We start from the raw sequence: 25,450 nt of genomic DNA on the forward strand, positions 1-25,450 counted from the left end.
CAAAGCTAAGGCTTGTAATTATAATTTGCTTTTTGGTTATGCACTAACCATTTCTGCAGTTTCTTTCGCAGCATATTGACGGGCCTTTTTCTTTTTAACCCTATAATGAACAGCAATTCTAAATAATTGCAAACCGATTTTAGCCGAATCTTTAAAAGAAAGTTTTGAGCCATCTGCATGAATCCATCTTTTTAATGGTTGCTCACAGATAACTTCTAGGGCCTTCTCCCTCCCATAATGATTACTGATTCGTTTAAAGACCTCTACATCAAAGAGCCATTTGGTCAAAAATCGTTTACTAAAAGCTAGTTTAACAATGTCTTTATCCATAACCTTCGCCCCACATTGGGTATCATTAAAAGGCATATGAAGAATCTTACGAATCAAAAGATTAATTGTTTTACTAATAATGGCGCGTGCAGATTCTTTGGTGATGTCTGCACCCATTCGCGCCATTCGCGATCCACTAACAATTTTATATTCTGAGTTTCTAAGGGTTTTTACCAAATCGTCAAAGTCCCTAAAATCAGTAGAAAGGTCAGCATCTAAAAAGCCGACATAATCCAATTGTGGATTTTTTGCCATGTGTAACATTCCTTGCCGAACAGCTTCAGCTTTACCTCCATTTTTCTCGCAGTCATAAACTGTTATATGGTCTTCGTTACCTTTTCTTAAATCGTTAAGAATTTCTAATGTATTATCGGTACTGCCATCGTTAACAAAGCAAAGTTGGTAACCAAGGTTCTGGAATGAAAAATCCATAAAATCCTTACCAGAAAGACGGTCCGCTTCATTATAGCAAGGAATTACCACCCCCACGCAATATTCTTGTATCATTTGCGCCTGAGCGGACTTTTGAACATTTTCAACTTTTGGTGTTCCTAAAATTCGTTTTACACGAGCCTCAACTTCATTTAAGCTAACAGGCTTCTTCATATAATCATCAATACCGAGTTCAAAGCCTTGCATTATGACATCTTCGTCTGTATTGCCAGACATCACCATTATCGGAATATGCCTTTCTTCAATTTCTCTAATTTTTTGAACAACTTCTAAACCAGACATGTCTGGCATATTAATGTCAACAATAACCAAATCGGGTTGAAACGATTCTACTAGTTCAATGCCTTTTTGACCGGAGTCGGCAACTTCAACATCATAACCTATTTCATTCAATCTCTTTTGAAGCGATAATAGAATAAGGATTTGGTCGTCAATAGTTAAAATTTTCATGTGGTGTGTTTAAGCCCACCTGTGGGGTTGTTTATGTAAAATATTTGGGTTTATTTATTTTGTAGGTTTTTTCTGTATTATAACGAAGTATTATACTTAATATTATGTAATTCTGTTTTAGAGCTAGGCCTAATGCTGTCTCCAATGAGATTTTTAATACTTCTACTCATTTTTTCTATCAATTCTTGGGCTCAAACCAATGAATACAAGGACTTTGTAAGAGTTTTGAAAATTAGAGGTGTAAATTACTATCCGCAGCTGAGCCCTTGGGATACCTTTGGAGAATCCTTCGATGCGAACATTTTTCATGAAGATTTTGCCCTAATTCGTAACATGGGGCTCAATACCATCCGAATTTTTATCCAGTATGAAGATTTTAATGATGAAACCAATATTGAAGAAAAAATCAATCGTTTAAATACGGTGATGAAAATTGCTTCTAAGGAAGGCCTTCAGGTAATGGTCACCCTTTTTGATTTTTACGGGAGTTATGATAAAGCCAGCCTAACTGAAAATAAAAAGTACTTATTTAGGGTAGTTGAAAGTTTAAAGAACCACGCCAACCTTCTTGCATGGGACATAAAAAATGAGCCCGATCTCGATTTTAATTCGCAAGGAAAAGAAACAGTCATAAGATGGCTAAAGTTAATTATCGAACATCTTAGAAAATTGGATAAACGCCATCCGATAACCATTGGATGGTCTAACCCAGAATCTGCAATAAACCTATTGAATCAAGTAGATTTCGTTAGTTTTCACTATTACCGCGATTTGAAAAATTTACCTCAAGACTATATGACTCTGTCTAATCGGAGTAACAAGCCTATGGTCCTGCAGGAATTTGGTTTTTCATCATTTTCGGGCTTTCTGAATTTTTTCTCCAGTTCGGAAAAAAAACAAGCAAACTATTTCAAAAAAGCCTCAGAAATTCTAAAAGAGCATTCAATACCCCATTTATTTTGGACCCTTTACGATTTCGAAGAAATTCCAGACCAAGTTGTTGGAAAAAAAACACGACATCAGAAAAAACAAATGCGTTTCGGAATTATAGGAGTGAATAGGAACAAAAAAAAGGCCTATCGTTATTTGAACCACAACTTAGGCCTGTCGAATAATTAATTTCAAAGGAACTATTGATGCACAAACATTTCCTTGATTTCTTCTTGACTGTAGGATTTTGAAACTTTAATTCCCCTTTTACGCTGAATTTCTTCAAATAAATCCAAATACATTTCAGTGATTTTTGACATCGGCAATGAAGTGGCAGCATTATAATTGGTCTGACCTAATTCAATACGATAGGCATCATCAATCAAAATCTTTTGAATTGCATACCCCAAAGAATCGGCACTGTCGGCGGTGAAAAATTCGCCCATGTAGCCTTCTTCACGTATCAGAATACCCAAATCACCTAAGTCTGGAAGCACAACAGCCTTTCCATAGCTTCCGGCTTGGTGTAATACACCCGAGCTACCAGTGGTCGAAGTATACGGAAAAACACATACGGCACTTTCATCGAAAATGCGTTCAACATCCTCCTCCGGAACGTATCCTGTAAAGCGCAATTGTTGTACATGTTTGTATTTTTCAGCAACATCTGCCAAATAACCTGGAGTATTTGGGCTATCGGTTCCAGCAATAACAATCTCAATATCAAGGTCTGTACGCTGACGTATTTGCTCAACAGCTTCAATCATTACTTCCACCTTTTTATAAGTACCAAACTTGCCAAATGCCATTACTTGTTTTGGTCCAGTTGGTAATTTAAAATCCGGTAATGGCGGAAGCTCAAAAGTTCCGTGTGGAATCAATTCAATGTTGTCCTTTTTGTATTTCGCTTTAAGCGTTGTCACATATTTGCTTATGGTAACAGAAACGGCGTCAGAGGCTAAAACAAAACGGGTCAAGGTTGTTCCAATAAAATTATAAATATTGGCCAATATTGGATTGGATGTAAATCCGGCATCCTTCAAATCAACCGTCTCCATAATATTATGCAAAAGTGACACGGTAGGAACCCCCATCTTTTTAGTAACAAAAGGGAGCATTAGGCCGAGAGCTGCAGGCACCTTCTTATCACCAAACTTCATAAATTGTAGATTGTACAATAAGGCATCAGGTTTAGTCTTTCTTACGGCTTTTGAAACCGAGATAAGATTGGTGTAACTGTTGAATTTCCAACATTCCTCTACTGTTATCTTACATCCTTCTTCTTCAAAATTCAGGTCTTTTTCACCTTCTGTCTTATCACAAAGTAAAATCAGCTCGTCAACTCGACCTTGCAATCGAAAACTTTTAACGAGATAATAAGCGTACTCAGTGAGTGTGACTTTACTTGGTGGGTAGGCGGTAACTAAAGCAATTTTCATGGTTATGTTATTATTGATTTGAGATTTTTGTTTTTAGAACTTCCTTCTTCAAGAAATATAGAATTTGGACGAGCAGAAGAATGGACATGGCCATTATTTGCATAATGATTACCGTATTCAAACTATCATGATATAGCACAATAAGGCCTATTTGAGACATGCCCAATAAACCGGATAGAATAACAGGCACATATTGGTCCAGTGACAAAAAGTAATACGCAAATATGTTTGAAAGTGCGAATAAGGATGTGGCCAACGCGTATTTCCATAGAAGATGTGAGACTTCTAGATATTCGCTTCCGAACATTATATTCACCACAAAATCGGGAAATAGATAACAAACGGCCACAATCATTAAGGCCAATGCACCGATGTAGGCAACATACTTAAATAGCACAGGTGCAGTAGGTTTACCTTCCTTATGATTTTTTACAACAGTGGGTAAAAGAAGCATAACGAACATCCACGCTGCGAAATACACCACCCTACCTATCAGTGCCAAAGAAGCATAAAGACCAGCAGGTTTAGCCTCGAAAAAATGCTTTACCAATAAAATATCACTGTTATTTATTATGATTTGGGTGAGCTCATAACAAGCTGTCAAAACCATAAACTTTACCATACGGTTTTGATCGTATTTTTCAAGTTTCAAGGTCTTATCAATCTTCAAGCTTTTAATTTCTGAAGGATAGAGACCAAAAAAGAAAGAGACCAAAATACCTATTGCCACCAAAACTCCTGGCTGCCAAGGCAGTATGAATAAGATTGCCAAAGTAATTAGCAACCTGCTCCACATTTCGGTTTGATATGTTACAGAAAGACTTTTAAATTCTTGTCTGCCTTGATAAATTCCCCGGTTTAAACTCATAAAGAAATACAGGGGTACTCCAAAAGCAAAAACAACAAACATCAAATTGCTTTCCGTGTGAAAAATCTGCTGAAGCTGTTTGGAAAAAACCAACATCAGAATACCAACTGAGATTCCAAATAAAAGCGAAAGTCTCAGGGTGTTGTTTTTAAAAGCCTGCCATTTTTCTCCAGAGAAAATCACCGCAAATTTTGCAGCGGTCAACTGAAACGTCATGCCCAAAAAAGACAATACCAATAATAGGGTAATTAATAGGGCGGCTTCAGCAAAGGCTTCTGGCCCCAAAATTCTACCTAACAAAAGATTGTAAAGGTAATTACCGCCATTTACGACGATAACACTGAGCATAAAAACCTGTTCTGGCGATAAGCGCTTTTGTAAAACGCGTAATGTTTCCATGAATTAACTGTTTACAATCAATTGGTCTTCGACCAGTTCGCTGGTTTCGTTATAGAAAAAGACCAACTTTCGATTGACTGCTTCTGCGTTCTTCTTTAGTCTAAAAAGCTCTCTTGCGACTTCTTTTGAAATTTCATCTACACGATTCAAATCAATCGAAACCTTAGCTCGAGTTTCATATAAATGCATCAGATAACTACTTAGACTTCTAATATTACTTGTGGTCAAATTTCCTTTAAGGTGAATTATGTTATTCCTTTCGGTTATGTGCAGTGCCATAATGTTTAAGATTTGGGTTAATTTTTTGTAGGTCTATTTTGTACAAAACGTATTATCCTAAATATATTGTAATTATTTTCTTACTTTCGATGAATTGTCGTTTCATACTTAGGTGACAACATAATCCGCAAGCTTCACAACTAATACTTGACTTATCTTAATAAAATGTAGGATTTTTCGTTCTTATTTAATCTTACAACGTACCCATGATCAGAATAATTACCCCGCTGATTATTTTAAGTTTTAGCCTACTTACAGCCCAAGCCCCAATGGACAAAGGTTTCAATCACCTAGAAAAAGGTGAGTTTAAAGAAGCAAAAACCTTTTTTGAGAATTATTTAGCCACCAATCCTCCAAATAAAACAGCACAGCTTTGTTTTGGTCGTGCCCTTGGACTCAGTGGTGAACCCGAAAAAGCAACTGAACATTTTGAAAAAATGCTTGTGGAATACTCGGATGACTATGAAATATTGTCCAATCATGCCGAGTCCTTTTTATGGGCCAAAAATTTTAAAGGGGCTAAGCCACATTATATTACACTTGTAGAAAAGTTCCCGGATAAGTTTGGTGCCTTATTAGGGTTCGCAAATACACTTTCAAACCTGCAGGAATATGTAGATGCCTTAAAGTGGGTAAACCAAGCTATTGCTTTAGAACCTGATAATGAGGGTGCAAAAATTTCCAGGAAATACATCAAAATGGGGTATGCCAATGAATTTGTGAAGAAAGAAGAATATAAGACCGCAGAAAATCTCCTTAAACAAATTTTCAATGATTTTCCAGAAGATAAAAACGTTCTTCAAATTTTGGCGAATATCTATTTAATGACCAAAGAATTTGATAAAAAAATTGATGCCTACGAACGCATGGCAACCTCATTTAAAGATTCTATAGTTGCATTAAACGGCATTGCACTTGCACACCACCTTGACGGTAAAAGCAAAAAAGCACTCCACTTTGCTGAATTGGCAAAAGCTAAAGTTGATACCCAACCTGGTCATGAAATGACCAATGATACCTATAATAGATACGTACAGGCACTTATTTGGAACCATAAATACGTACCCGCCAAAAAGAAAATCGATAGCTTGGAAATCAAGCACCCGAATAGCAATTGGGTGCTATCACTTAGGTCAACTCTGGGCATGTATACCGCAGACTTTAAAACAAGCATCAAAAACTACAATTCAATCTTGGCCAATGACAGCACATCTTTTGATGGCAACTTAGGAAAAGCAAATGCCTTGTTTGCCTCTGATGAATTAATTCCGGCATATGAAGGTGCGTTCCAAACCTTGCGCATTTTCGGACAACAACGAGACGCCATCGGATTCATTGAACGATTGAATATTCAAAATTCCCCTTCTGCAGAACAGTGGTTTCAATACACCTTCGACAATGGTGACAACATTGCTTACGCAGCAACAACAACAATTAATGTGCCTTTTTCGCCAAGTTTAAAGTCTACGTTTAAATATCAATATAGAACATCTGAAAATGAGGTAACCGTAAATCAGGCAAATTCGCATACCTTTTCAGGGGCCATGACCTTTAAAATAAGGCCCAAGGTCTATCTACAAGCTGAGGGGGGAGTGTTTTCAGCTCAATTTTTGGACACTACCTATTTGCAACCTACGCTCAACTTAAAATTACAAACCAAACCATTTCGGCTCAATAGCTTGGACCTATATTACATTCGTGAAATGCAGGCCTTCAATGCTGAGTTGATAAAACGGGAAATCGTAATGAACAACTATGGCCTGACTTACAATTTAGGAACCAATTTCAATCTTGGTTGGTACACTCAATTGATTTATACCCCGCAAACCGATGGTAATACCCGAAACTTATTATTCACCTCTTTGTACTATAATCTTGCCAGAAAACCAGCTTTTAAAATTGGTCTGAACTTCTCATACATCACCTTTGCAGAACAGGTTCCGACCATATATTTTAGTCCGTCTATTTACCGAAATGCGGAATTCTTCTTTGACCTTCGAGGTAATTTCTCTTCAAAAACAAAAGGATTTGTTAGTGCTGCCGGAGGTTTACAAAAAGTTGAAGACGACGATGAAACCCTTATTTATAGAGCGGAAACTGGTCTGACACATGAATTCTCAAAACGTCTAAAATTGGATGTTTACGGAAAGTACAGCAATATTGCGTCAGCTATAGGCGCCGGATTTCAATTTACTGAATTCGGATTAAAACTAAATTGGAACATCACTAAACAACCTTTATTCTTTAAGAGTATGTTCAGTGAAGAAATGAGTCTTTTAGAAACAACTGACGAAGAAGAATGATGCTTAATCAATCTTGATTTAAAGTACTTTATACTTTACAAAACCGAGGTTCGACATTCATACTCATTTACAAAACTGATTTCTTTGGAAATCCCAAACATTGAATGCCTTTACTTTCTTAGTAACCAGGCATCATCCACTCCGGAATTTTTAAGTAGCACTAAATTTTCTTTCGCATCTGCTTCAGTGCGGTAAGGACCGAATACGACGTAGTACAAATTTTTTCGCCAATCAAAATAGCAATTGGCATTTAAGTTCAGCGAGCGAAAATGTGCTATTTGTTTTTTAGCATTATTTTGAACGCCAAAAGCCCCGGAAACTAAATAATTACCTGAAGCCCAGCCTTGGTTACATTCTTCATTTTTGGTTTCAGGTGCCAATTTAGTCTGAACACTATTTTTCTCCGTTTCAAGAGCGACCACAATGGTATCTACCTCTTTTTCCTTACGCTCTGGATTGGAAGTAACCGGCGCAACATTTTCCAAGGTTTCATTATTTTCCAATAGTCCATTCTCGAATTCATGATCCTCGAAGGGTACAAAATGTTGATTCGGTGATATTCCTAAATCTTTAAATACCTCCATAACCATTTTAGGATTACCATCAACATCCAATAGACCCATATTCTTCTGAGGTAATGTTCGCCATGGAAAAATGCCAAAAATCTCTTTTGGAATATCTGGAAAATCATAAAGTGTCCACGCTATAAAATGCTTTTCACCCTTTTCAATTTTATCCATTATTAATTGATAATGTTCTTTTTGCTCTTCTGGTGAATTACCCATGAAAGCCTTACCCCAACTATGAATTCCGAACTCACCAACAACAAGTGGTTTATCAGTTTGTTCAGCCCAATTATCATAAGCTTTCTCAAAACCGTCCAAAGCTTCATAAAAGTGAAAAGTGAATATATCGGTACCACTTTTTTTCGCGAAATGGGGATGCGGATGCAACCACCCTATAGTGCTTAAATGATTTGGAGCATAATATTTCAGCCTTCGCAATGCAAAGTCCAACCATGAGGTAACCTGACCTTCTGAGTGAACCTGCATGTCTAAATCCGCTTCATTCTTTATATCCCAGGCCAAAATGGCTCTATGCTTATTTAGGGGTTTAACGACCCCTTTAAGGTGTTGCTCTGTTAGGGTCCAATTAATGATATCGTATTTACCGAAGAAATCAAATAAGGTAACGATTAGTTTTAAATTGTTCTTTTCAGCAAGGTCAAGGGTTCGCTTAAGTTGTTCAACCATTTTTACCTTAACTTCTTCTTTTCCGAATTCATTGTAGTTCACAAATATTCGAGCAGTATTGAAGCCCAAACTATCTATTTTTCTAAAGTCTTGGTTGATTATGGTATCATTAAACTTATTTCCGAACATGGCCCAAGGACTCTCTTTGGGGTAATAATTAACCCCTCTTATGTAAAACGGTTCGTCATTCAATAAAAGTTGCTTTCCCCGTCTTTGAACAAAACCATCTTTGGGTTCCTCACTAATTGTGATAGCTGAATCTTTCGAATTGCTTCGAACCATGTGGCGTATGCGCCAGAAGCCATCTTCAAGAAGCATGACAATTTTATAATCTGAAAATACCTCTTGCTGTCTTACCAATGAATCGTTTTGAAAAATACGATAGACTTCATGCACATTTTTATCATCAAAAGCAACGAGTTTACCGTCGGCCGAGAAGAAATTAATGTCAATATTATGGCTCAAGGTGGTGCCATGAATTTTAATATCGTTCTTTTTATTGAACTCGATTGTTCGAAATAAATTGACCCTTGAACTATCGGTATAAAAATCAGCAATTCCTTTTGTGGTGTTCACCGACTGATTTAAATTTTTCACATACCAAGAATCGGTATAATCCCGCTGCACTTCGCCCTGATTCTTTTCAATAAAGTCACGACCAGGATTTTCTAAATTTTTCCAGTTAAAAACAGGTTTATAGTAATCATTGACCTTTAAGACCTTGGCCATCATTTGTTCACGATCAGCGCCTGATTTTACAAATGCAAGTAAACTTCCAATACCTCTTAGAATAAAGAAGTTCGCTATTACGAAAACCCCAAGGATAACAGCACGATAAAACAATCTACTCCTTTTCATCGCTTAGTGTTTTTTCAAATTGCTTGGTCAAACCAAGGGTTTCCAATGTCATTTTATATTCCCCAGAAGGGAAATAAAAGTCCCGAAGTACAAATGTGGTCATGGCACCAACGGTGTACTGCGTTATTTCAGAGGTCTTACCATTATGCTGCAAGGTTAGGGTCACAGCTGTTCCGTTGGGCAACAATTGGCCCATATAACTTTTTATCGGCCCAACCTGTATTTCTCGATTCTCTTTGAAAAAAGTAAGAGGAAAATCATATGCAATCTGCTCAAAATCGATTTCTAGACTATTACTTTCCGCCAGCCCTGGAATAAAGGCTTGAATTGTCCATGAATCTTCGGTATACGGATGTTGGATTTTTGCCGTTGCAATACCCTTAACGGTCTTAGCAAAAGCCGCTAATTGCTTACCGCTCTTAGTGACAATTTGGTAATGGACCATGGTTCCATTTTGGATTATATTACCGTATATATCTTCAATTATTGAAGTTTTGATGCTTACCACCTCATTACCATCGGCAAAATTGTGTTCCTTACTTTGTTCAATTGTAAAATCTTTGGGAGAGTATGGATAGATATCCGAAGTTTTCTCCTTAGTAGTGATTCCGTTATCGGTGTTCATCGAAACTGTAATTTTCCCAGTTTGATTGTAGGAATAAAACCTTCTAAACGATACAAAATCAAAAGTGTACTGTTCGTGGACTTTCTGTGTTTCCTTAAAATTTTCATGAACTTCAATACGGGTCTCGTCTGGCATCGGGTTATCATAGTCATCGACAGGTATGACCGTAAGCATACTAAAATCATTACCCCCTGCTAATATTATTCTGGGACCAAAATAGGATTCGATGTAATCAATATCCTTAGGTTCTGTAATCACCTTCAAGCTATCTTTAAGAATACTTTCCTCCCCATACATGAGATTGATTTCATAATCACCTATTTTCTCAGTAATCAGCTCCGGAGTATTGTATTCGATTATTCCATTTCTAACTGTCTCTCGAATAACAATTGAACCATAGCCTGATGAATACAAAATATTTATGGGAACATTTTCATAGCAGGGTAAGCTGTACTCAACTTGATGAGAATGACCGACCTGAACAGTTTTTTGAGAATTCGAAACTAGCTCACATTCAAACTTTTCATATACTCTTTGCGTATAAATTACCTTATCGGTTTCGTTTGATTTTTTGATTACGATGAAAAGGAATAGCCCTAGGAACAATGTAGACAATGGACCAACAACCCTTGCAAAAGGACTTAACTTTCCATAGTCCTTGAATGGAAAGAGCAATAAACGTCGAATAACAAGCCAATTGACCCATAAAAATTTAAAGGGCCACATTAACCATGCCTTTCGGTAGGTCCGTTTTCTTCGTATTCGAATCTCTTTTCGAATACGATTTAGCCATCTTATGCCATTATTTATGGATTCAGGTAATTGCATTAATCTGGGGAACCTATGTAATTGTTGACTTCGATTTTAATCTTGGAATAAATGTCACCTTCTACCGGAATCAAATCTGAATACAAAAGGCCATCACGGCGATAATCCAAGTATTTTTGCTTTATATCATCGTTGGGTAAGCCATTTACAAAGAAATTCTCCTTCTCTTGAGGATAGGTAAAATGACAATCAAATTTTCTAAGCGTAAATTCGAAAGGACTCTTACGTTGTGGTCGTGTCGCCAACATCACGATTGAATCTTCAACCCACACCAATTCGTTATCATCATTGTAATAGGATACGATCAACTGCGGAATAGTAACATCAGAAATACCGTAATTGTATAAATATCCGGTAACCTTATCACCTTCAATCTGTAAATCGTTAAGCGAGAGTTCTCGATACAAATCCTGACTTGTTTGGTTGGCCGAAGCTTGGAGATCGAAAACAGCAGGAACATCTTCCCATACCATAGGGGTGAATGTGTCGGGGTCAAATACCGGTGGCATACTGTCTTTAATTTTTTGCCATGCAACTGCTTCAAAATGAATTTTAAAAGCACTTACTTCTTTCGGCAGAAGTTTGTGCTTAATGGTGTTTTGTGCATTGTAAACCCCTATCTCTTTAAAATCTGCCGTATAAACAGTTGATTTGATATCTAAATCAGCGGGCATATTATCAATATTCTGCACGCGTCCAATGATGTAAAACTGATTATCGTTTTCAATCATTTTCGCTTCCAGAATTTCAACTACTGGCTGCGGTACAATGTCTTCATGAAAGGTTTGTTGTGTGGTTACCCTTCGACGCCCATGATTCTTGTATTTTGGTTCACCTATACTGAACAATTGATCATTGGGAATATCAACATCAAAGACCTCGGGTACGATATACCATTTGTTGTCTTTTCTCTTGTTCAATTCGTAAACTGTGGTATCCTTTACATAGGTCAAAGGGGTAATATACTCCGTGTAGACCCGAGCTTTTGCGTGATTTTCAGTTTGGTCAAAAATGTCAACTTCGACGCCATTCAATTTGCCATAAGAATTTAATAAACCATCACTAACCGAAGTTTCGAGCATAAATTGATCAAAGGTCTTACCATAGTCTGGATCATAATACGAATGGGCTTTACCAAAACGCTTAAAATCAAGATCATCGTGATAGGCCAGAATAACGTTTTCGGGAGAAATCTGTTCTTGGCTTTGAATGAAAAAGAGGTAAATCCCATAAAATATCATACCAAGGGTAAATAAGAACCATCCTGCCATAATCTTTGCCAACAGTGGTCGGAACCCAGAAGTGACTACCTTGAACTTATCATATGGATTTGGTTCTATTGTCTTCAATTTGAAAGCTGAAATGACAATAATCCTGATATTGACGAAAAGGGCAATCAAAACTGTTGATACGGGTATTGAACCCCACATAATTCGCTGCCAACGCGGATAGTCTTTGTAGGGTTTAATATCAGGAATGGGCTTAATACCCAATCGTTGCCAAACTGCGATCCCATTCGCCAATGGTTTTATTCGTTCCCAACCAGTGAAATAAAGTATGGGGTCATAAAACTTATCATTTGAAAAAATAAACTTGATATTGTATTTGTTCGGAACAGTTAAAAATTGCTGTAACGAACCAAGCCCCTCCACACCAAGAAATTTGGCGTTTTCCAGACGCTCGACTGCCCTTGTTGTCAATTCGGGAAGCCTACGTGCGGAATGATAATTTCCATCTATCTGAAGCGCATGGGTGTTTGCGGAAAGCCAGGCCATCTGGTCCCCAAAACCCAAGGTTAGGTAACGCCATTTGTAATGTTCATCTGCCGCCAAGAAATTAATAATTGGGAGCATGTTTATTTTCTGAGGCTGTAAGGGTTTAAAATAGCCGAGGTTTATAATTGAAATCGCATTAAAAATTATGAGGAAAGCAACAGTACCGCCCATAGCCCTATGCACGACATTACCTAATTTATCTTGAATGAACTTTTTAAGGTCTGTATGGGCAAATCGATATAAAAATTCTCCATATATCGGCAATGCCATAATTGAGCCCCAAAGTGTGAATCGGTCCAAGGTGAGGATATTGAAAGCATTCGAACCTAAAATCATTTCGGGTAATGGTGTTGTTCCCCCGGTTCCCAACAGAGACAACATCGCAAAAGACAAACCGAAAAAGATAAATCGTTTTGAGAAAAAACGATAAAACAAATACGGAAAAATAAACATCAGAAAGCCCCATGGAATAATAAAGAAAGCTAGACCTGATGAAGTAACTTCCAGAAAACTATCTCGAGAGCCATGAGGGATTGGAACCTGGGTAATAGGCTCGTTCATTGTTGTAATCCAGTATGGTAATATTAACCCGACTAGACACAATACCACAGAAAGGCCAAAGATTACGATTCTTGGCAAACACGGTTTAAGCGCTTCCATAAAATGCTTTAGACGAACAGCTTTGAAACTACCCGCTATCTCAGAAGCATGATCCATAACCACGGTACCCATTAGAGGTGCTATAAAAAACACCATTCCAAATAGTGGGGTCACATGATGAGAGGTAATCGTAAAAGCCATCATAGACATACATGCTATGTAAAACTTTAGTTTACCCGTCTTTATATACTTATAAACTTCAGGCATAGCATGCATGAGCATTGATACCCCAAATAGACTCGGTAGCTGCCCAAATACATGTAATGTTTCAATGAATGAAGAAGAGAACACCGCTATAAGCGCTGTAAAACCGGCAATATCTCGGTTGCCGGTCATCATTTTACCGTAACGATATGCTCCTGTGGTAAAAAGCGTAATGGCTACAAAACAACAGACAAAAAGTCCGAACTTTAAACCACCGATATATGAGAAAAGTCCAATAAGTTGGTGTACCAATGGTGGGTAGGTCATCACCGAAAAACCAGTATACCATCGAGGTTCCCACGGATTCCACCAACTGTTGGCATAATGATCCGCAAAAAAAAGATGTATCAGGGCATCATAGGTTTTTTCAATCGTAAAGAATACGCCCGAACCATGAAATATCAAAGCCAAAATAAGGGCAATGACCAAGTATTTGTTTGTCTTTATCCGCATTCCTTAAATAAGAACGCAAAATTAGAATGATTAGGATGTTTCTTAAAACATAATAAGTTTATACACCACAGTTTTGTAGTATTTTACAACATTTTTAAATAAATGACTACCCTCAAGAGCTGAAACGAGTGGTTAATGGAAGGATAGTGAAGATTTGAAGAATGAAAAGTAAACAGTCAATTAGGTAAGGAATTTGACAGGTACTGTTTAGTTAAGTACTTATAGAATTTTTAGGTATCGATTTCTCCTGCCAGTACCTACTTCAATGTTGTTTTAGGAAGGATGGCAATTCTCATTGGAAAGTAAGACTATGTAAACTATATTTTGGAAGGGTTTCCTTTATTCTAGGAAAAAGAAAATTATACCCAAATGACGATTTTGTTTTATCCCTAAAGTAGATTTAAGCGTTCCATTAGCATTGGACGATTACTACGGCTAATTGGAATTACTTTTCTACCAATCAACACACTGTTATCCTGAATGTCTATTATCTTATTGAAATTGATAATATAACTTCTATGGATTTGCATAAAAACAGGTTCTGGAAGCCTCTCCCTTATGCGTTTTAACGTCGTATGAACGTGATAATTCTCTGTAGCAGTGTATACGTTAATATAATCTCCATCAGCTTCAACATAATCTATCTCGTCAAATTGAAGATGTATCAGTCTTCTATCAATATTGATGTAAAGGCTGTTGACCCTATTTGATTGAGATTCACCTTCGTTTGAGTCTACAGAAATCTGATCTAGTACAAACTGCTTTCTCACACGTTGAACGGCCTTATCAAATCGCTCTGGAGTAACGGGTTTCACCAGATAATCAACTATGTTATCGTAATCGTATGATTCAGAGGCAAACTTTTTGTCAGAAGTGGTCAGTACTACTTTCTGATCCTCTTTTAAGGTTTTTAGAAGATCAAAACCTGAAAAGCTTTCCATATGTAGATCTAGAAATATTACGTCGACCTCATTATCATTCAAATATTTTAGAGCATCCACACAATTATCAAAACTAGATGTCATTTCTAAATTTGAAGTCTGGGAACATAGTTGTTCCGTTATCATTCTTGAGGCCAATTCGTCGTCAATAACAATACAGTTCATTTTACAGATCTTTAATAAATTGGTCAACTTCTTTTAGTACTTCTAAAAATTGTTCGTGAAATCGGTCTGATTCCACTTTCAACTCTTCTTCATATTTAACGGCTAACTTGTAACCTTCTTGCATGCCGCAAACATTTAGCTTATGCTTTAGTTTGTGAACAATGCTAGCAGTCTGAGGAAAATCCCTCTCCTCGTATTTGTTGATATAATGTTGAAATTCGCCTGGGTATTCCTTTTTTAAGATCTCTATAAATTTTAAACGGAAGGTTTCGTCATTCCCGGCGACGGAGTCGATGTAGCTTGTGTTTGGTGTTTCCATCATTACTTCATGTTTATTGTAAAGAACACTGTGGTTCCTTTATTTTCTTTAGAAGATATCCAAATATCCCCTTGATAATAATTGATTATTTTTTTAACGAGTGCCAACCCAATACCTGTTGCACTGGAGTCCTGCCTTAATCGTTTAAACATATCAAAAATACTCTCTTGATGGTGTTGTGGGATTCCTATTCCGTTGTCACTAACACTGAACAATAGTTCATCCTCCTTTTCTTTAAAATCAATTTCAACAATACCCATTTCTGTATCCTCAACAGCTCTAAGTGCGTTGGAAATTAGATTATCGAACAATTGCTCTATTCTAAATTTATTGATGAATAAAGTCGGCAATTTTGAACGTATTTTGACCTTGATGTGTTTTGGAATGGACTTTCGTGATACGATACTTTCAACCACCTTATTGAAATCCAACTCTTCGTTTTTATCTTCAACATTATCGATTGTAGCATGTTTTAAAATCCCATCTATCAAACGGTCCATTTTACCCAAATTTTCAAAAATGAGTTCAACATTTTCCTTGCTCTTATTTTTAAATTCATCATTCGAATCCTCGAATACCCAGCTAACCAATGAATGTACGTTGCGTATAGGTGACTTTAAATCATGCGAAACCATATGCGCATAATTGTTTAGTGATTCATTGCGTTGTTCTAAATTCCGCAATAGTTTGTCCTTTTCAGAGGTTATTTCGATGATTTTATTGGTCTGGTGCTTAATTCCTTCAACCAACTCGTTTTGATCGAATGCCCCGTTCTCCTCTTCGCCCTCACATTTGTCGGTTCTAAAAGAATACAAAGCATTGCTCAAAGCACCTAGAATTTCCCTTTGTTGCACAGTTTCTTTATTCAATCGCTTGTTCGCCTCAAAAAGTTCTTTTGAACTTAATGTGGTCGCACGTTGAATCATCTTGACTTTTTCTTCAAGATTTTCGTAGGAATGACCTATGGCATCCCATAATTCTTGAAGCCCGGGTTCATTTTGTAAATGCTCGGGCAAGAATTTTCGCAACTGTCTTTTTAGCAGTGGGTGCATCTATTCACTTAAAAGGGTCAATGTCATTGTTTGATTGTGCAATTGACAAGAATTACGGCCTGTAAAGGGAGCCATTTCACCATAGGAATAAAATCCTGCAATACTGGCTTGTTCCCCAACTGTATCCATTACCTCTTCAATTTCTTCTTCGGTACGCTGATCTAAAACCAACCTTCTACCCACACAGCTTATCAATAACGCCAATTCTGGCTTTTTAGTTCGCAATTCCATTGCTTTTAACGCTGCGTTTTGAGCTCCTTCTGCAATATCATTTGTGGTTGACATCATTAATTGCACTGTTGAATTCAATGGAACATCGCCTGCTAAAATCATGGAATTTGTCTCCTCATCAATATTCAAAATAGTTCGAACCAAAGGTTCTGCATTTTCATTTTCTTGCACACTTAAAGGGTAAAGAAGGGCAGCTTCAGGTAAGTCTTTTGCTTTTTCACCCAAATATTTTTTATAAAGATCCAGTGCAGGCAATCCATCAATTTCATAAAGCACATTGCCGTCAGATTTGGTAATTGTTCTTTCTGGTCCAAAAGGGGTCCAGCCACCATCGTAGCCATAGGTAACTTCTAATGAATCCCCATAGAGGCCAATAGCTATTACCTCACCTTGTTTTGGATTATCGTTATAGGAGGCCAATGTTTTTTCAAATCGCGCACCGTCTCCGCATAACCCTCCGGTAATAGAAAATTTGAATTCTACATCGGATTCCAAACCTTCAATAAGTTCACTTCCGTTGATAAGGCTTCCATCAGACACCACGAAAAGATGTCTTAAATTTTCCTTTTCCAAATTTTCAGAAATCTTAGCACCCAGCTCTTCAACATTTTCAAAGTCATTGATATTTTCACTTAGGACCTCAAATGTGGTATGCTCAAACTCAATAGCCGTTACTGTAATTGATTTTTCAAATACATTGATTCCCAAGATTTCACCTGAGGTAGATCCAAATACCAATTCTCCGTCAGGATAGAAGTTTTTGATTTCTTCATAAATGTTTTCTGATTCCAGAAGATGTCTATCTCCGAATACCAGTACCAAAGGCTTTTTTAGTGCATTGACTTTTAAGTACTCCCAAGAGCCTTCCTCCGTTCTTTTAAGCTGCTCAATCTTCATTTTTTTCTTTATTTATTCGACTTTTTTGATGATTGTAAAGTGAAAGGTGGTTCCTTGACCAATTTCACTTTCGAGCCAGACTTTACCTTTGTATCGTTCGATTATTTTTTTGACAATGGATAAACCTATACCGGTCGATCGTTCTTTATTGCCAATGGATTGAAATATTTTAAATATTTTTTCGTGGTATTCTTTAGGAATGCCAACACCATTATCAGCAATACTGAATTGCCAATGGGTTCCTAAATCTTTACAGCCCACCTCAACAACGCCTTCTTCTTTATCTATGTGAACCACCGCATTGCTCAAGAAATTCTGGAACAATTGATGCATCATTGTTGGGTCTGCTTTTATGGTGGGGAGTGTTTCCTTTGTTTTAATGGTTACATGATCAGGAATATAAATGATATCACTTATACCTGAGATTATCTCATTTACATCAACATCAACATTTTCCAAACTGTTACTATTGACCGTTGAATATTTTAAGATTCCCCCTATAAGATTATCCATGCCTTCAATCTTATCTTGTATCATTTTAAGATTGTACATGCCATTTTCATCTAACTTATCCTTATAGTCTTGACATAACCAATCGACAAGGGCACTAACACTTCTTAATGGTGATTTTAAATCGTGGGAGACGATATGGGCATATTCTTGTAGTCCTTTATTGCTCTCTTCCAGCTCTTTTACCAAAGATTCTTTCTGGAGTTCTAATTCTCTTTGGCGCGTTACATCTAAATGAACGCCGACTGAACCGATAACTTTACCTAAATCATCATAGGTTGGTCCACCACTAATCAACCAATATTTCTTTTCGTTATTCTGATTTGTAATTTGTATTTGGTACGAATCGGACTCAGACTTCTTTCGACGCTCTAGTTGGGATTGCACCAGACTCAAATTTTCATCATCCATGTTCATTAGCTCCAGAACATCTTTGCCAATTAGTTCGGATTCATTAAGACCGATCATTTGACAATAGCGATTGTTAACCAGTAAAATCTTGCCATCGTTATCCACTTCTACCAAGCCAAGATTCATGTTCGCAATAATATTGCTGTACTTTTCCTTTTGCTGCTCAATATTCCTTCTATAATTCTTTTGAATGGTAATATCGCTATAGGTCCAAAGATGCCCTATCGGTTCATCATCATTAAAGAGGGGAATGTAATCACGGGAAAAAACCCTGCCGTCATTTAACTCTAATTCATCGGCAATGACCACCCTTCTTTCATGAATAGCTCTATCAATACCCAAGATAAATTGTTCTGGATCTTTGAATTTTTCCTTCCATTGGTGCAAGGTTGATTTACAATCCAATCCTTTTAATGCACCTAATTCGGGTGGTATTCCAAATAAATCTTTGAATTTTTGATTAGTCTTTAGCAATTTACGATTAACGTCTTCCAACAAGACACCTGATTGAAGGTTGCCAATCATTGTGGTCATTCGAGATTCAGAGGCAGCCAACATGTCGGTAGCTTCTTTCTCACTGGTTATATCATCGACCATAACCACATTATATTCCACTTGACCAAGATTGTTATAGACGTTGGTCAGTGAAGTCTTACCGTACAAAGAATCTCCATTTTTTTGATGGAATATTCGGGTTATCGTGATTTTATCCGAAGAGGATTCCTCCATATCCAACAACGCTTGATACTGCGAAATGTCTTCGATGGTTGAAATATCTTCAAGCGACATATTCTTCAACTCAAACTCTTGATAATTGAGCATATCGCAAAATGCTCGATTGGCCTTAATTATTTTGCCCTTTACAATTAGGATGATACCTAATGAAGAATTTTCAAAAATGAGGTCCAATTGTTGCTTTTGGCTTTCCATAAGCTTTTTGACCTCCATATCAGCAGTGATGTCCCTTATTACACCTTGCGCGGCAACCGGATTGCCATTCTTATTGTATATGAGACTGGCATTGATATTAACGTATTTAAGACCGTATTTTTTTGTGAAGATTTGGGCATTGTAATTCTTTAAAATACCAACCTGTAATAATCTCTGAAATGACTCTGCGGTATATTCCAAATAATCCTTATGCACCAAATCTGAAAGGATTAAATCTTCCTTTTCATTGTCATACCCTAAAAACTCCTTGGCACTGGAGTTCATACTCAGCACCTTGGTGGTTAAGTCCATGACTACATATGGATCAACCAAATTTACAAAGGCCCCTTCAAGGCTTTTCCCTTCTTCACTGAGCAGTGATTCCAGTCGTCCGTTAGCCTCTTTAAGATGAAGCATGGCATCATAGAGTTCTTTTGACTTATTTTCTAAAAGTCGTTCTGCCTCTTTTCTAGCCTTACGTTCTCGTTGGAGTGCCCTTTCTAAAATATATGTAGTCTCTTTATCCAACCTGTTTTAGCGTAAATTCCACTTCTTTACCGTCTTCACGTAATAGCTTAAAATCGACATTGACCTTTTGACCAAAATGCTCAAAGGTTTTTTCCATTAGGCCTTTTGCTAACATGTAGAGGCCTCTTGAAGAGGTGTAAACCAATCGCAATTGGGTGTCTGTTTGTTCAAGTATTTTAAAAGTTGGCAGCTCGGCATCAGGATACAACTTCTTAACATGTACATGTATATGGTCTTCAATAGAAGCTATCAAAGAAAGAGGTGAGCTATAGCTTGAGACAACTTCTGGATGGGTTTTTACCAAACTATCAAAAAGATAATGACCAAAATGGTGTAATAGGTCAGGAACAGGCACATCAATCTCTTGACTTAGTTCTGTAACCAAGGCTACCATTTCGTTGAAATCATAAGTACCCACAGTTGTATAAACTCCACCGGATGGTAAATCGGATTTTGTAATAATTGAATCTACAGTTATCAAACCGTAGTTAGCTTCAACCATTTGAAGAAATTCATCGAATACAATTCCTTTCATATTTCTAGTATTATAAATTAAATGTAGGAATTGCCTTTCTTGAAGTAAAAAAAATGTTGTGAAATGGGCGTTTTTGTTAGCCTTTAATCAATTCACTAACCTGCCAATAGTCAAAGACTTTTTTGATTTTGGCTTCGTAATCTTCATATTTTAAAGGCTTTATGATGTAGCCTGCGATTCCTATTTCAAAACAGGTAAGTAAATCGGCCCTATTTTCAGATGTGGTCAGAATTATTGTCGGTAGGTATTTTAGCTTTTCGTCTTGTTTTAGAATCCCTAAAAATTCAATGCCGCTCATTCTCGGCATATTCAAATCTAGAAGGATAATATCTGGTAAGTCTCCTCCATTCAGGATTTCTAAGGCCTCCTCGCCGTTTTTAGCTTCAATTATCTGGTGCTTCGATTCAAAATTAGAAATTGCCCGATGCAATTTCATGGTTTCGATCATATCATCTTCTATAAAAAGGACTTTCATGACTGTGTTTGTAGTTTTATCCAAAATTCAGAATCTCTATCTTATTCACGTGTCGGGGGGCGGTGAAATGTTATTTTCTATAGATGAATTGTATTATTCCTCCGCTCAAAATAACTACTCAATTAACAGAGATATTGTAATTTTAAGATTTTTTTAACTTAAATTTTCCTACGAAGAATATAGTCCGAATAAATTAGTTATCCAAGCTCGATTTTACCTTTTTGGGAATTTTACTCCAAACCAAATCATAAGAATGGTCAATTAATTCTTCAACCATAGGTCTTGGGAGCAAACCCAGTAAAATGGTATTCCAATGTTTCTTACTCATGTGATACCCTGGGAATATAACACCATCAAATTGCTCCCGTAAATCGATTGCCCGGTCAGGATCGCATTTAAGATTGGCCTGTGGAGGTTGACGCTCTAAAGGGTAAAGTGCAAACATTTTTCCTGCAACTTTAAAAACTAAGGTATGTTCGTCAAACGGAAATTCTTCGGTAACCCACTTTTTTAAAAGACAGTAAGCTCGAAATTCTTCTACATTCATTGTGCTACCCCAATTGCATCATACACAATTACCCTCTGCCATAAGTCTTTGCATTCTTCAATGAAGATTAAATGTGCCTCTTCTTCTTGGTATTTCTCTTGCGCCTCGGCAGATTCAAATGAAACAATCAAATTATAAGTAAAGGAATCGTCCACCACATCCCTAACAGCTTTCGGAGGTTTACCCATGAAATTGGTCTTGGCATATTTCGAATTATTCAAAAATTTGGTAAGCGAAGCTTCAAATTGTTTGTGATGGTTTTCGTTCTCTGGCTCATTGAACCAAAAATAAACTACATGGGCAAAATTTGAATCAAATGAATGCATGGTTTCTTTTTCTTGTGCTAATAGGTTCGAACCCAATACTAGGGCAAGTATGATGATAGTTTTTTTCATTCTTCTAAAAGTTCTATTTCGTTCTGGGATAAATGTAAGGAGGTATAATCTAATTTCCAGCCTATGGTCTCGACCATTTTTTCAATTAACAATACCGCTTGCAAGGCTTCCTTTTTAGCGCTATCGATAAGTCTACTCTCCGGAATCTTATCCCTAATATGGGACTTTGCTTCCTGATTTAATTTGGTCAAGTCTTCTGAATCAAACGAATTAAAAAGACCGTTTTTAATATCGTAAAATTGAATATCCGGTTCAATCGACAATATTTCCGGTTCTGGAAACTCCTTCAGAATAATTCGTTTATTATCGTTATCTGCTGATAGTTTTATCTTCTTTAGGTCATAACCAACTTGTGCTTTCGCATTAATAATTAATAGTGCCTTCTTTTTACTGGTAATATTAAGAAAGCCTTCTTTGATATTTTCATAGTTGTAGATTTCAGCAAAATCACCCTCTACCGATACCAACTTACATACCCTTTTTATCCGATCAAGAATAATCGTGCTTTGGTGTTCAATCAGTTCCCGTCTTCGTTTTTTACGAGTCAAGGAAAAAATCCAATACATAAGTATAGCGCCAAGAACTAATCCTAATAAAGCCTCAACTAGACTATCCATAATTAACTTCCAATTTCCCCTAAATGGGTATACTTAAACCCCTTTTCATATTTAAGCCCATAACCAACTATTCTATCCATGGCCGTATGGCTGAATAAAATGATTCCAACCAATTCTAAAACCGGACTTTGCAATATCAGCGTACCAACTAAATAAAACAAAATTGCAACACCCCTATGATGAAAAAAATTATAGGTGTATGCTCCAACTTTGTTTCCGAATAAATAACCCAACATTCCGATATCAGGGGTCAACAAAAGACCGAAGAACCACCACCAAGATATTTCCAATTGACTGAACAAATAGCATCCTAAAATGAACAGGCCGAATTCTTCTAATTTCAATTGTTCCTTCATCAACTCATAATTTTATACAACACCGGCCTACTCGGACTAGCATCGTTCTCAAAAGGCGCCACCTGAAGATTTAAAAAATAGGTGCCGTCGTCAATCGAATTAGCTACGTACACAAATTCGGTTATTGTGGCATCCATTCGTAGTTCTCCATTTGTGTTCCACCAGGCATTATGTCCTAGTAACTTACCCTCATCCTTTTCGCGATCTACCGAGGGCAAATCCACCAATAAGTGTTTTATTCCTTTATCCCGTAAATAAACTATGGCCTCTTCTAATAGATATGGAGGATTGGAATGCGAATATTGCCTTGCAGTTTTGCTATTGGTATTGGGCAACGTTCGTATGACAATTGCTTCCCTCTTCTTATTTCCCAGAACATATTTCAATTGTCGCGCAGAAATCACAAAATCATCATCTTTCTTTTCGGGGGCAACCGATACCAATTCAGCAAGAAAAAAGTACTGCTTTAAGTTTTCATTCACCGAATGCACCTCTTCAGTAATATGACCCACACATTCGGTATGCGTCACATGGGAATGCGGGTTGAAATAGATATCATTAAAGTTAATTACTGCACCATCTTTTACACTACCAATAAAACCTTCTTCAACATGCGGGGATATTTTCGGAGGTCCAACATACCAGGCATTGACATTTTCTTTATTGCCAGTCAAAGCAATAGAAATATCCAAAGGATTTGAAAGATTGATTTTAAGGTTCTTAGAATTGTATTTAATGGTAGCTATCATTTATCCAATTTAACCATAAACAAATCGGCAGCAATACCATCAACTAAAAATTTTCCCTTTTTGGTTGCCAGCAATTTATCATCATCCAAGAACAATAGATGCTCATCTATATACTTCTGGGCCTGAATTTCAAGATACTTTCGATAATTCGCTCCGTATACGGTACCAACTTTTTTGAGTGAAACACCCCATATTGTTCTTAAACCGGTCATCACATATTCGTTGTAGGCGTCTAAGGTGGATAGCTGCTCATATTCTATTGGAATATTGTCATTCTCCAACTCTTGTATGTATTTGGTGTTATTACGAACGTTCCAACCGCGTTTTGAACCATTAAAACTATGTGCGGATGGACCGATACCGAGATATGATTTGCCTTGCCAATAGGCGGTATTATTTCTGGAAAAAAAATCGGGCTTTCCAAAATTTGAAATTTCATAGTTGACATAACCCTCATTTTCCAGTAGTTCAACCAACATCAAAAATTGCCGTTGGGCCTGTTCATCATCAACATTTGATATCAAACCTTTTTGAACATATTTCGCAAGGGCAGTCTTTGGTTCAACAGTTAAGGCATAACTCGAAATATGTGGCAATCCAAAATCAAGTGCTTTATCAATATTGGCTTTCCACCTAGCGTCATCAGCCCCCTGAATACCATAAATCAAATCAATAGAAATGTTTTCAAAATATTCTTTTACGTACAAAATTGAATTTTCAGCCTCTTGTGAATTATGGGCCCTATTCATCAAAGTCAAATCCTCATCAAAGAAAGATTGAACTCCAATACTTAAACGGTTCACCAAACTCTTTGATAAGGTTGAAATCCATTTTTCCGTCAAATCATCAGGATTCGCTTCTAAGGTTATTTCCGGGTTTTCAATTACCTCAAAATTCGCATATACCGAATTTAGAATTTGATTGATTTCATCTAGGGACAAAATTGAGGGTGTTCCTCCTCCAAAATATATGGTTTCCACCCGTTCATTACCAAGCTCACTAATTCTAAGCCTTAATTCTTTTTGAAGGGCATTTAAGAGTAATGCTTTCTTCTTCAAGTTTGTCGAAAAATGAAAGTCACAATAATGACAGGCTTGCTTACAAAATGGAATATGAATATAAATTCCGGCCACTACCCTAGCTTATCAGGATTGTTTTTTATAAACGAAGCCCAACCCGAGTATTTAACTCCCGCATCCACACGACCTGAATTGTAAAAATGGCATACCGCTGCGGCCAAACCATCCGTACTATCTAAATTCTTTGGTAGGGTTTTCAAGGCCAACATACCTTGTAACATCTTAGCAACCTGTTCTTTACTGGCATTCCCATTACCTGTAATTGCCATTTTGATTTTCTTAGGCAAATATTCAGTGATGGGGATTTGCCGAGAAAGACCCGCGGCCATGGCAACACCTTGGGCTCTACCCAACTTGAGCATAGATTGAACGTTTTTAGCATAAAAAGGAGCTTCTATGGCGATTTCATCAGGATGATAGGTATCAATAAGCTCTAAAGTTCGCTCAAAAATTAGTTTAAGCTTAAGATAAGGGTCATTGTACTTTTTGAGCATCAATTCGTTCATTTGAACAAACTGCATCTTTTTATTGACCACTTTTATGAGTCCAAAACCCATAATCTGCGTGCCAGGATCAATTCCCAATATGATTCTTTCTTCTCCCAAG

23 protein-coding genes are annotated in these 25,450 nt (G+C 37.0%); 2 read left to right on the forward strand and 21 right to left on the reverse strand.

Annotation, left to right across the window (positions count from 1 at the left end):
• Positions 1-36: 36 nt before the first annotated feature.
• Entirely contained in the window at positions 37-1,233 is a 1,197-nt protein-coding gene (locus HCU67_RS02060) for a response regulator (protein ID WP_168550948.1), read from the reverse strand.
• A gap of 144 nt (positions 1,234-1,377) precedes the next feature.
• Here HCU67_RS02060 and HCU67_RS02065 point away from each other — a divergent pair, with 144 nt between their 5' ends.
• Positions 1,378-2,352 (forward strand): cellulase family glycosylhydrolase, encoded by a 975-nt coding sequence (locus HCU67_RS02065; protein WP_168550949.1) that lies wholly within the window; start codon positions 1,378-1,380, stop codon positions 2,350-2,352.
• 11 nt (positions 2,353-2,363) lie between these two features.
• Here HCU67_RS02065 and HCU67_RS02070 read toward each other — a convergent pair whose 3' ends face one another.
• Genes HCU67_RS02070 through HCU67_RS02080 form a run of 3 tightly spaced genes read right to left on the reverse strand, consistent with a single transcriptional unit; the run spans position 2,364 to position 5,148 of the window.
• On the reverse strand, positions 2,364-3,602 hold the full coding sequence (locus HCU67_RS02070) for a glycosyltransferase (protein WP_168550950.1): 1,239 nt from the start codon (positions 3,600-3,602) through the stop codon (positions 2,364-2,366).
• Between the two features lie 10 nt (positions 3,603-3,612).
• Complete coding sequence (locus HCU67_RS02075; protein ID WP_168550951.1) at positions 3,613-4,869, reverse strand: oligosaccharide flippase family protein; 1,257 nt, start codon at positions 4,867-4,869, stop codon at positions 3,613-3,615.
• 3 nt (positions 4,870-4,872) lie between these two features.
• Entirely contained in the window at positions 4,873-5,148 is a 276-nt protein-coding gene (locus HCU67_RS02080) for an STAS domain-containing protein (protein WP_168550952.1), read from the reverse strand.
• A gap of 206 nt (positions 5,149-5,354) precedes the next feature.
• Between HCU67_RS02080 and HCU67_RS02085 the strand changes: the two genes are divergently transcribed.
• Positions 5,355-7,451 carry a tetratricopeptide repeat protein gene (locus HCU67_RS02085; RefSeq protein WP_168550953.1) on the forward strand — a complete coding sequence of 699 codons (2,097 nt, stop codon included), beginning with the start codon at positions 5,355-5,357 and terminating at the stop codon, positions 7,449-7,451.
• 110 nt (positions 7,452-7,561) lie between these two features.
• On the opposite strand, the gene HCU67_RS02090 is transcribed toward HCU67_RS02085, so the two are convergent.
• From HCU67_RS02090 to ruvC, 17 genes are all read right to left on the reverse strand, one after another.
• Positions 7,562-9,562, reverse strand: coding sequence for a cellulase family glycosylhydrolase (locus tag HCU67_RS02090; protein ID WP_168550954.1), 2,001 nt, complete (start codon positions 9,560-9,562; stop codon positions 7,562-7,564).
• Positions 9,549-11,015, reverse strand: coding sequence for a hypothetical protein (locus tag HCU67_RS02095; RefSeq protein ID WP_168550955.1), 1,467 nt, complete (start codon positions 11,013-11,015; stop codon positions 9,549-9,551). Before HCU67_RS02095 ends, HCU67_RS02090 begins: the two co-directional genes overlap by 14 nt.
• Positions 11,015-14,107 (reverse strand): hypothetical protein, encoded by a 3,093-nt coding sequence (locus HCU67_RS02100; RefSeq protein WP_168550956.1) that lies wholly within the window; start codon positions 14,105-14,107, stop codon positions 11,015-11,017. Before HCU67_RS02100 ends, HCU67_RS02095 begins: the two co-directional genes overlap by 1 nt.
• A 389-nt stretch (positions 14,108-14,496) precedes the next feature.
• Positions 14,497-15,213 (reverse strand): LytR/AlgR family response regulator transcription factor, encoded by a 717-nt coding sequence (locus HCU67_RS02105; RefSeq protein ID WP_168550957.1) that lies wholly within the window; start codon positions 15,211-15,213, stop codon positions 14,497-14,499.
• 1 nt (position 15,214) lies between these two features.
• On the reverse strand, positions 15,215-15,535 hold the full coding sequence (locus tag HCU67_RS02110; RefSeq protein WP_168550958.1) for an Hpt domain-containing protein: 321 nt from the start codon (positions 15,533-15,535) through the stop codon (positions 15,215-15,217).
• Complete coding sequence (locus tag HCU67_RS02115) at positions 15,535-16,584, reverse strand: sensor histidine kinase (protein WP_168550959.1); 1,050 nt, start codon at positions 16,582-16,584, stop codon at positions 15,535-15,537. The genes HCU67_RS02110 and HCU67_RS02115 overlap by 1 nt, the downstream gene beginning before the upstream one ends.
• Positions 16,585-17,712 carry an FIST signal transduction protein gene (locus HCU67_RS02120; RefSeq protein WP_168550960.1) on the reverse strand — a complete coding sequence of 376 codons (1,128 nt, stop codon included), beginning with the start codon at positions 17,710-17,712 and terminating at the stop codon, positions 16,585-16,587. It abuts the gene before it with no gap.
• Between the two features lie 12 nt (positions 17,713-17,724).
• Complete coding sequence (locus HCU67_RS02125) at positions 17,725-20,091, reverse strand: PAS domain-containing sensor histidine kinase (RefSeq protein WP_246865684.1); 2,367 nt, start codon at positions 20,089-20,091, stop codon at positions 17,725-17,727.
• Positions 20,084-20,626 carry a heme NO-binding domain-containing protein gene (locus HCU67_RS02130; RefSeq protein ID WP_168550961.1) on the reverse strand — a complete coding sequence of 181 codons (543 nt, stop codon included), beginning with the start codon at positions 20,624-20,626 and terminating at the stop codon, positions 20,084-20,086. The genes HCU67_RS02125 and HCU67_RS02130 overlap by 8 nt, the downstream gene beginning before the upstream one ends.
• Positions 20,627-20,702: 76 nt before the next feature.
• Positions 20,703-21,101 (reverse strand): response regulator, encoded by a 399-nt coding sequence (locus HCU67_RS02135; RefSeq protein WP_168550962.1) that lies wholly within the window; start codon positions 21,099-21,101, stop codon positions 20,703-20,705.
• 193 nt (positions 21,102-21,294) lie between these two features.
• Positions 21,295-21,648 carry an MmcQ/YjbR family DNA-binding protein gene (locus HCU67_RS02140; RefSeq protein WP_168550963.1) on the reverse strand — a complete coding sequence of 118 codons (354 nt, stop codon included), beginning with the start codon at positions 21,646-21,648 and terminating at the stop codon, positions 21,295-21,297.
• Positions 21,645-22,043, reverse strand: coding sequence for a Dabb family protein (locus HCU67_RS02145; RefSeq protein ID WP_168550964.1), 399 nt, complete (start codon positions 22,041-22,043; stop codon positions 21,645-21,647). The genes HCU67_RS02140 and HCU67_RS02145 overlap by 4 nt, the downstream gene beginning before the upstream one ends.
• On the reverse strand, positions 22,040-22,660 hold the full coding sequence (locus HCU67_RS02150) for a DUF4230 domain-containing protein (protein ID WP_168550965.1): 621 nt from the start codon (positions 22,658-22,660) through the stop codon (positions 22,040-22,042). The genes HCU67_RS02145 and HCU67_RS02150 overlap by 4 nt, the downstream gene beginning before the upstream one ends.
• Positions 22,661-22,662: 2 nt before the next feature.
• The gene (locus HCU67_RS02155) at positions 22,663-23,016 is read right to left on the reverse strand and encodes a DUF4260 domain-containing protein (RefSeq protein ID WP_168550966.1); all 354 of its coding nucleotides are present in this window, start codon (positions 23,014-23,016) and stop codon (positions 22,663-22,665) included.
• Positions 23,016-23,765: a cyclase family protein gene (locus tag HCU67_RS02160; protein WP_168550967.1), complete on the reverse strand. Its 750-nt coding sequence runs from the start codon at positions 23,763-23,765 to the stop codon at positions 23,016-23,018. Before HCU67_RS02160 ends, HCU67_RS02155 begins: the two co-directional genes overlap by 1 nt.
• On the reverse strand, positions 23,762-24,898 hold the full coding sequence (hemW, locus tag HCU67_RS02165; RefSeq protein WP_168550968.1) for a radical SAM family heme chaperone HemW: 1,137 nt from the start codon (positions 24,896-24,898) through the stop codon (positions 23,762-23,764). The genes HCU67_RS02160 and hemW overlap by 4 nt, the downstream gene beginning before the upstream one ends.
• Positions 24,898-25,449 (reverse strand): crossover junction endodeoxyribonuclease RuvC, encoded by a 552-nt coding sequence (ruvC, locus tag HCU67_RS02170; protein WP_168550969.1) that lies wholly within the window; start codon positions 25,447-25,449, stop codon positions 24,898-24,900. The genes hemW and ruvC overlap by 1 nt, the downstream gene beginning before the upstream one ends.
• Position 25,450: the final 1 nt, after the last annotated feature.

Source organism: Croceivirga thetidis (assembly GCF_012272815.1).
Classification (GTDB): domain Bacteria; phylum Bacteroidota; class Bacteroidia; order Flavobacteriales; family Flavobacteriaceae; genus Croceivirga; species Croceivirga thetidis.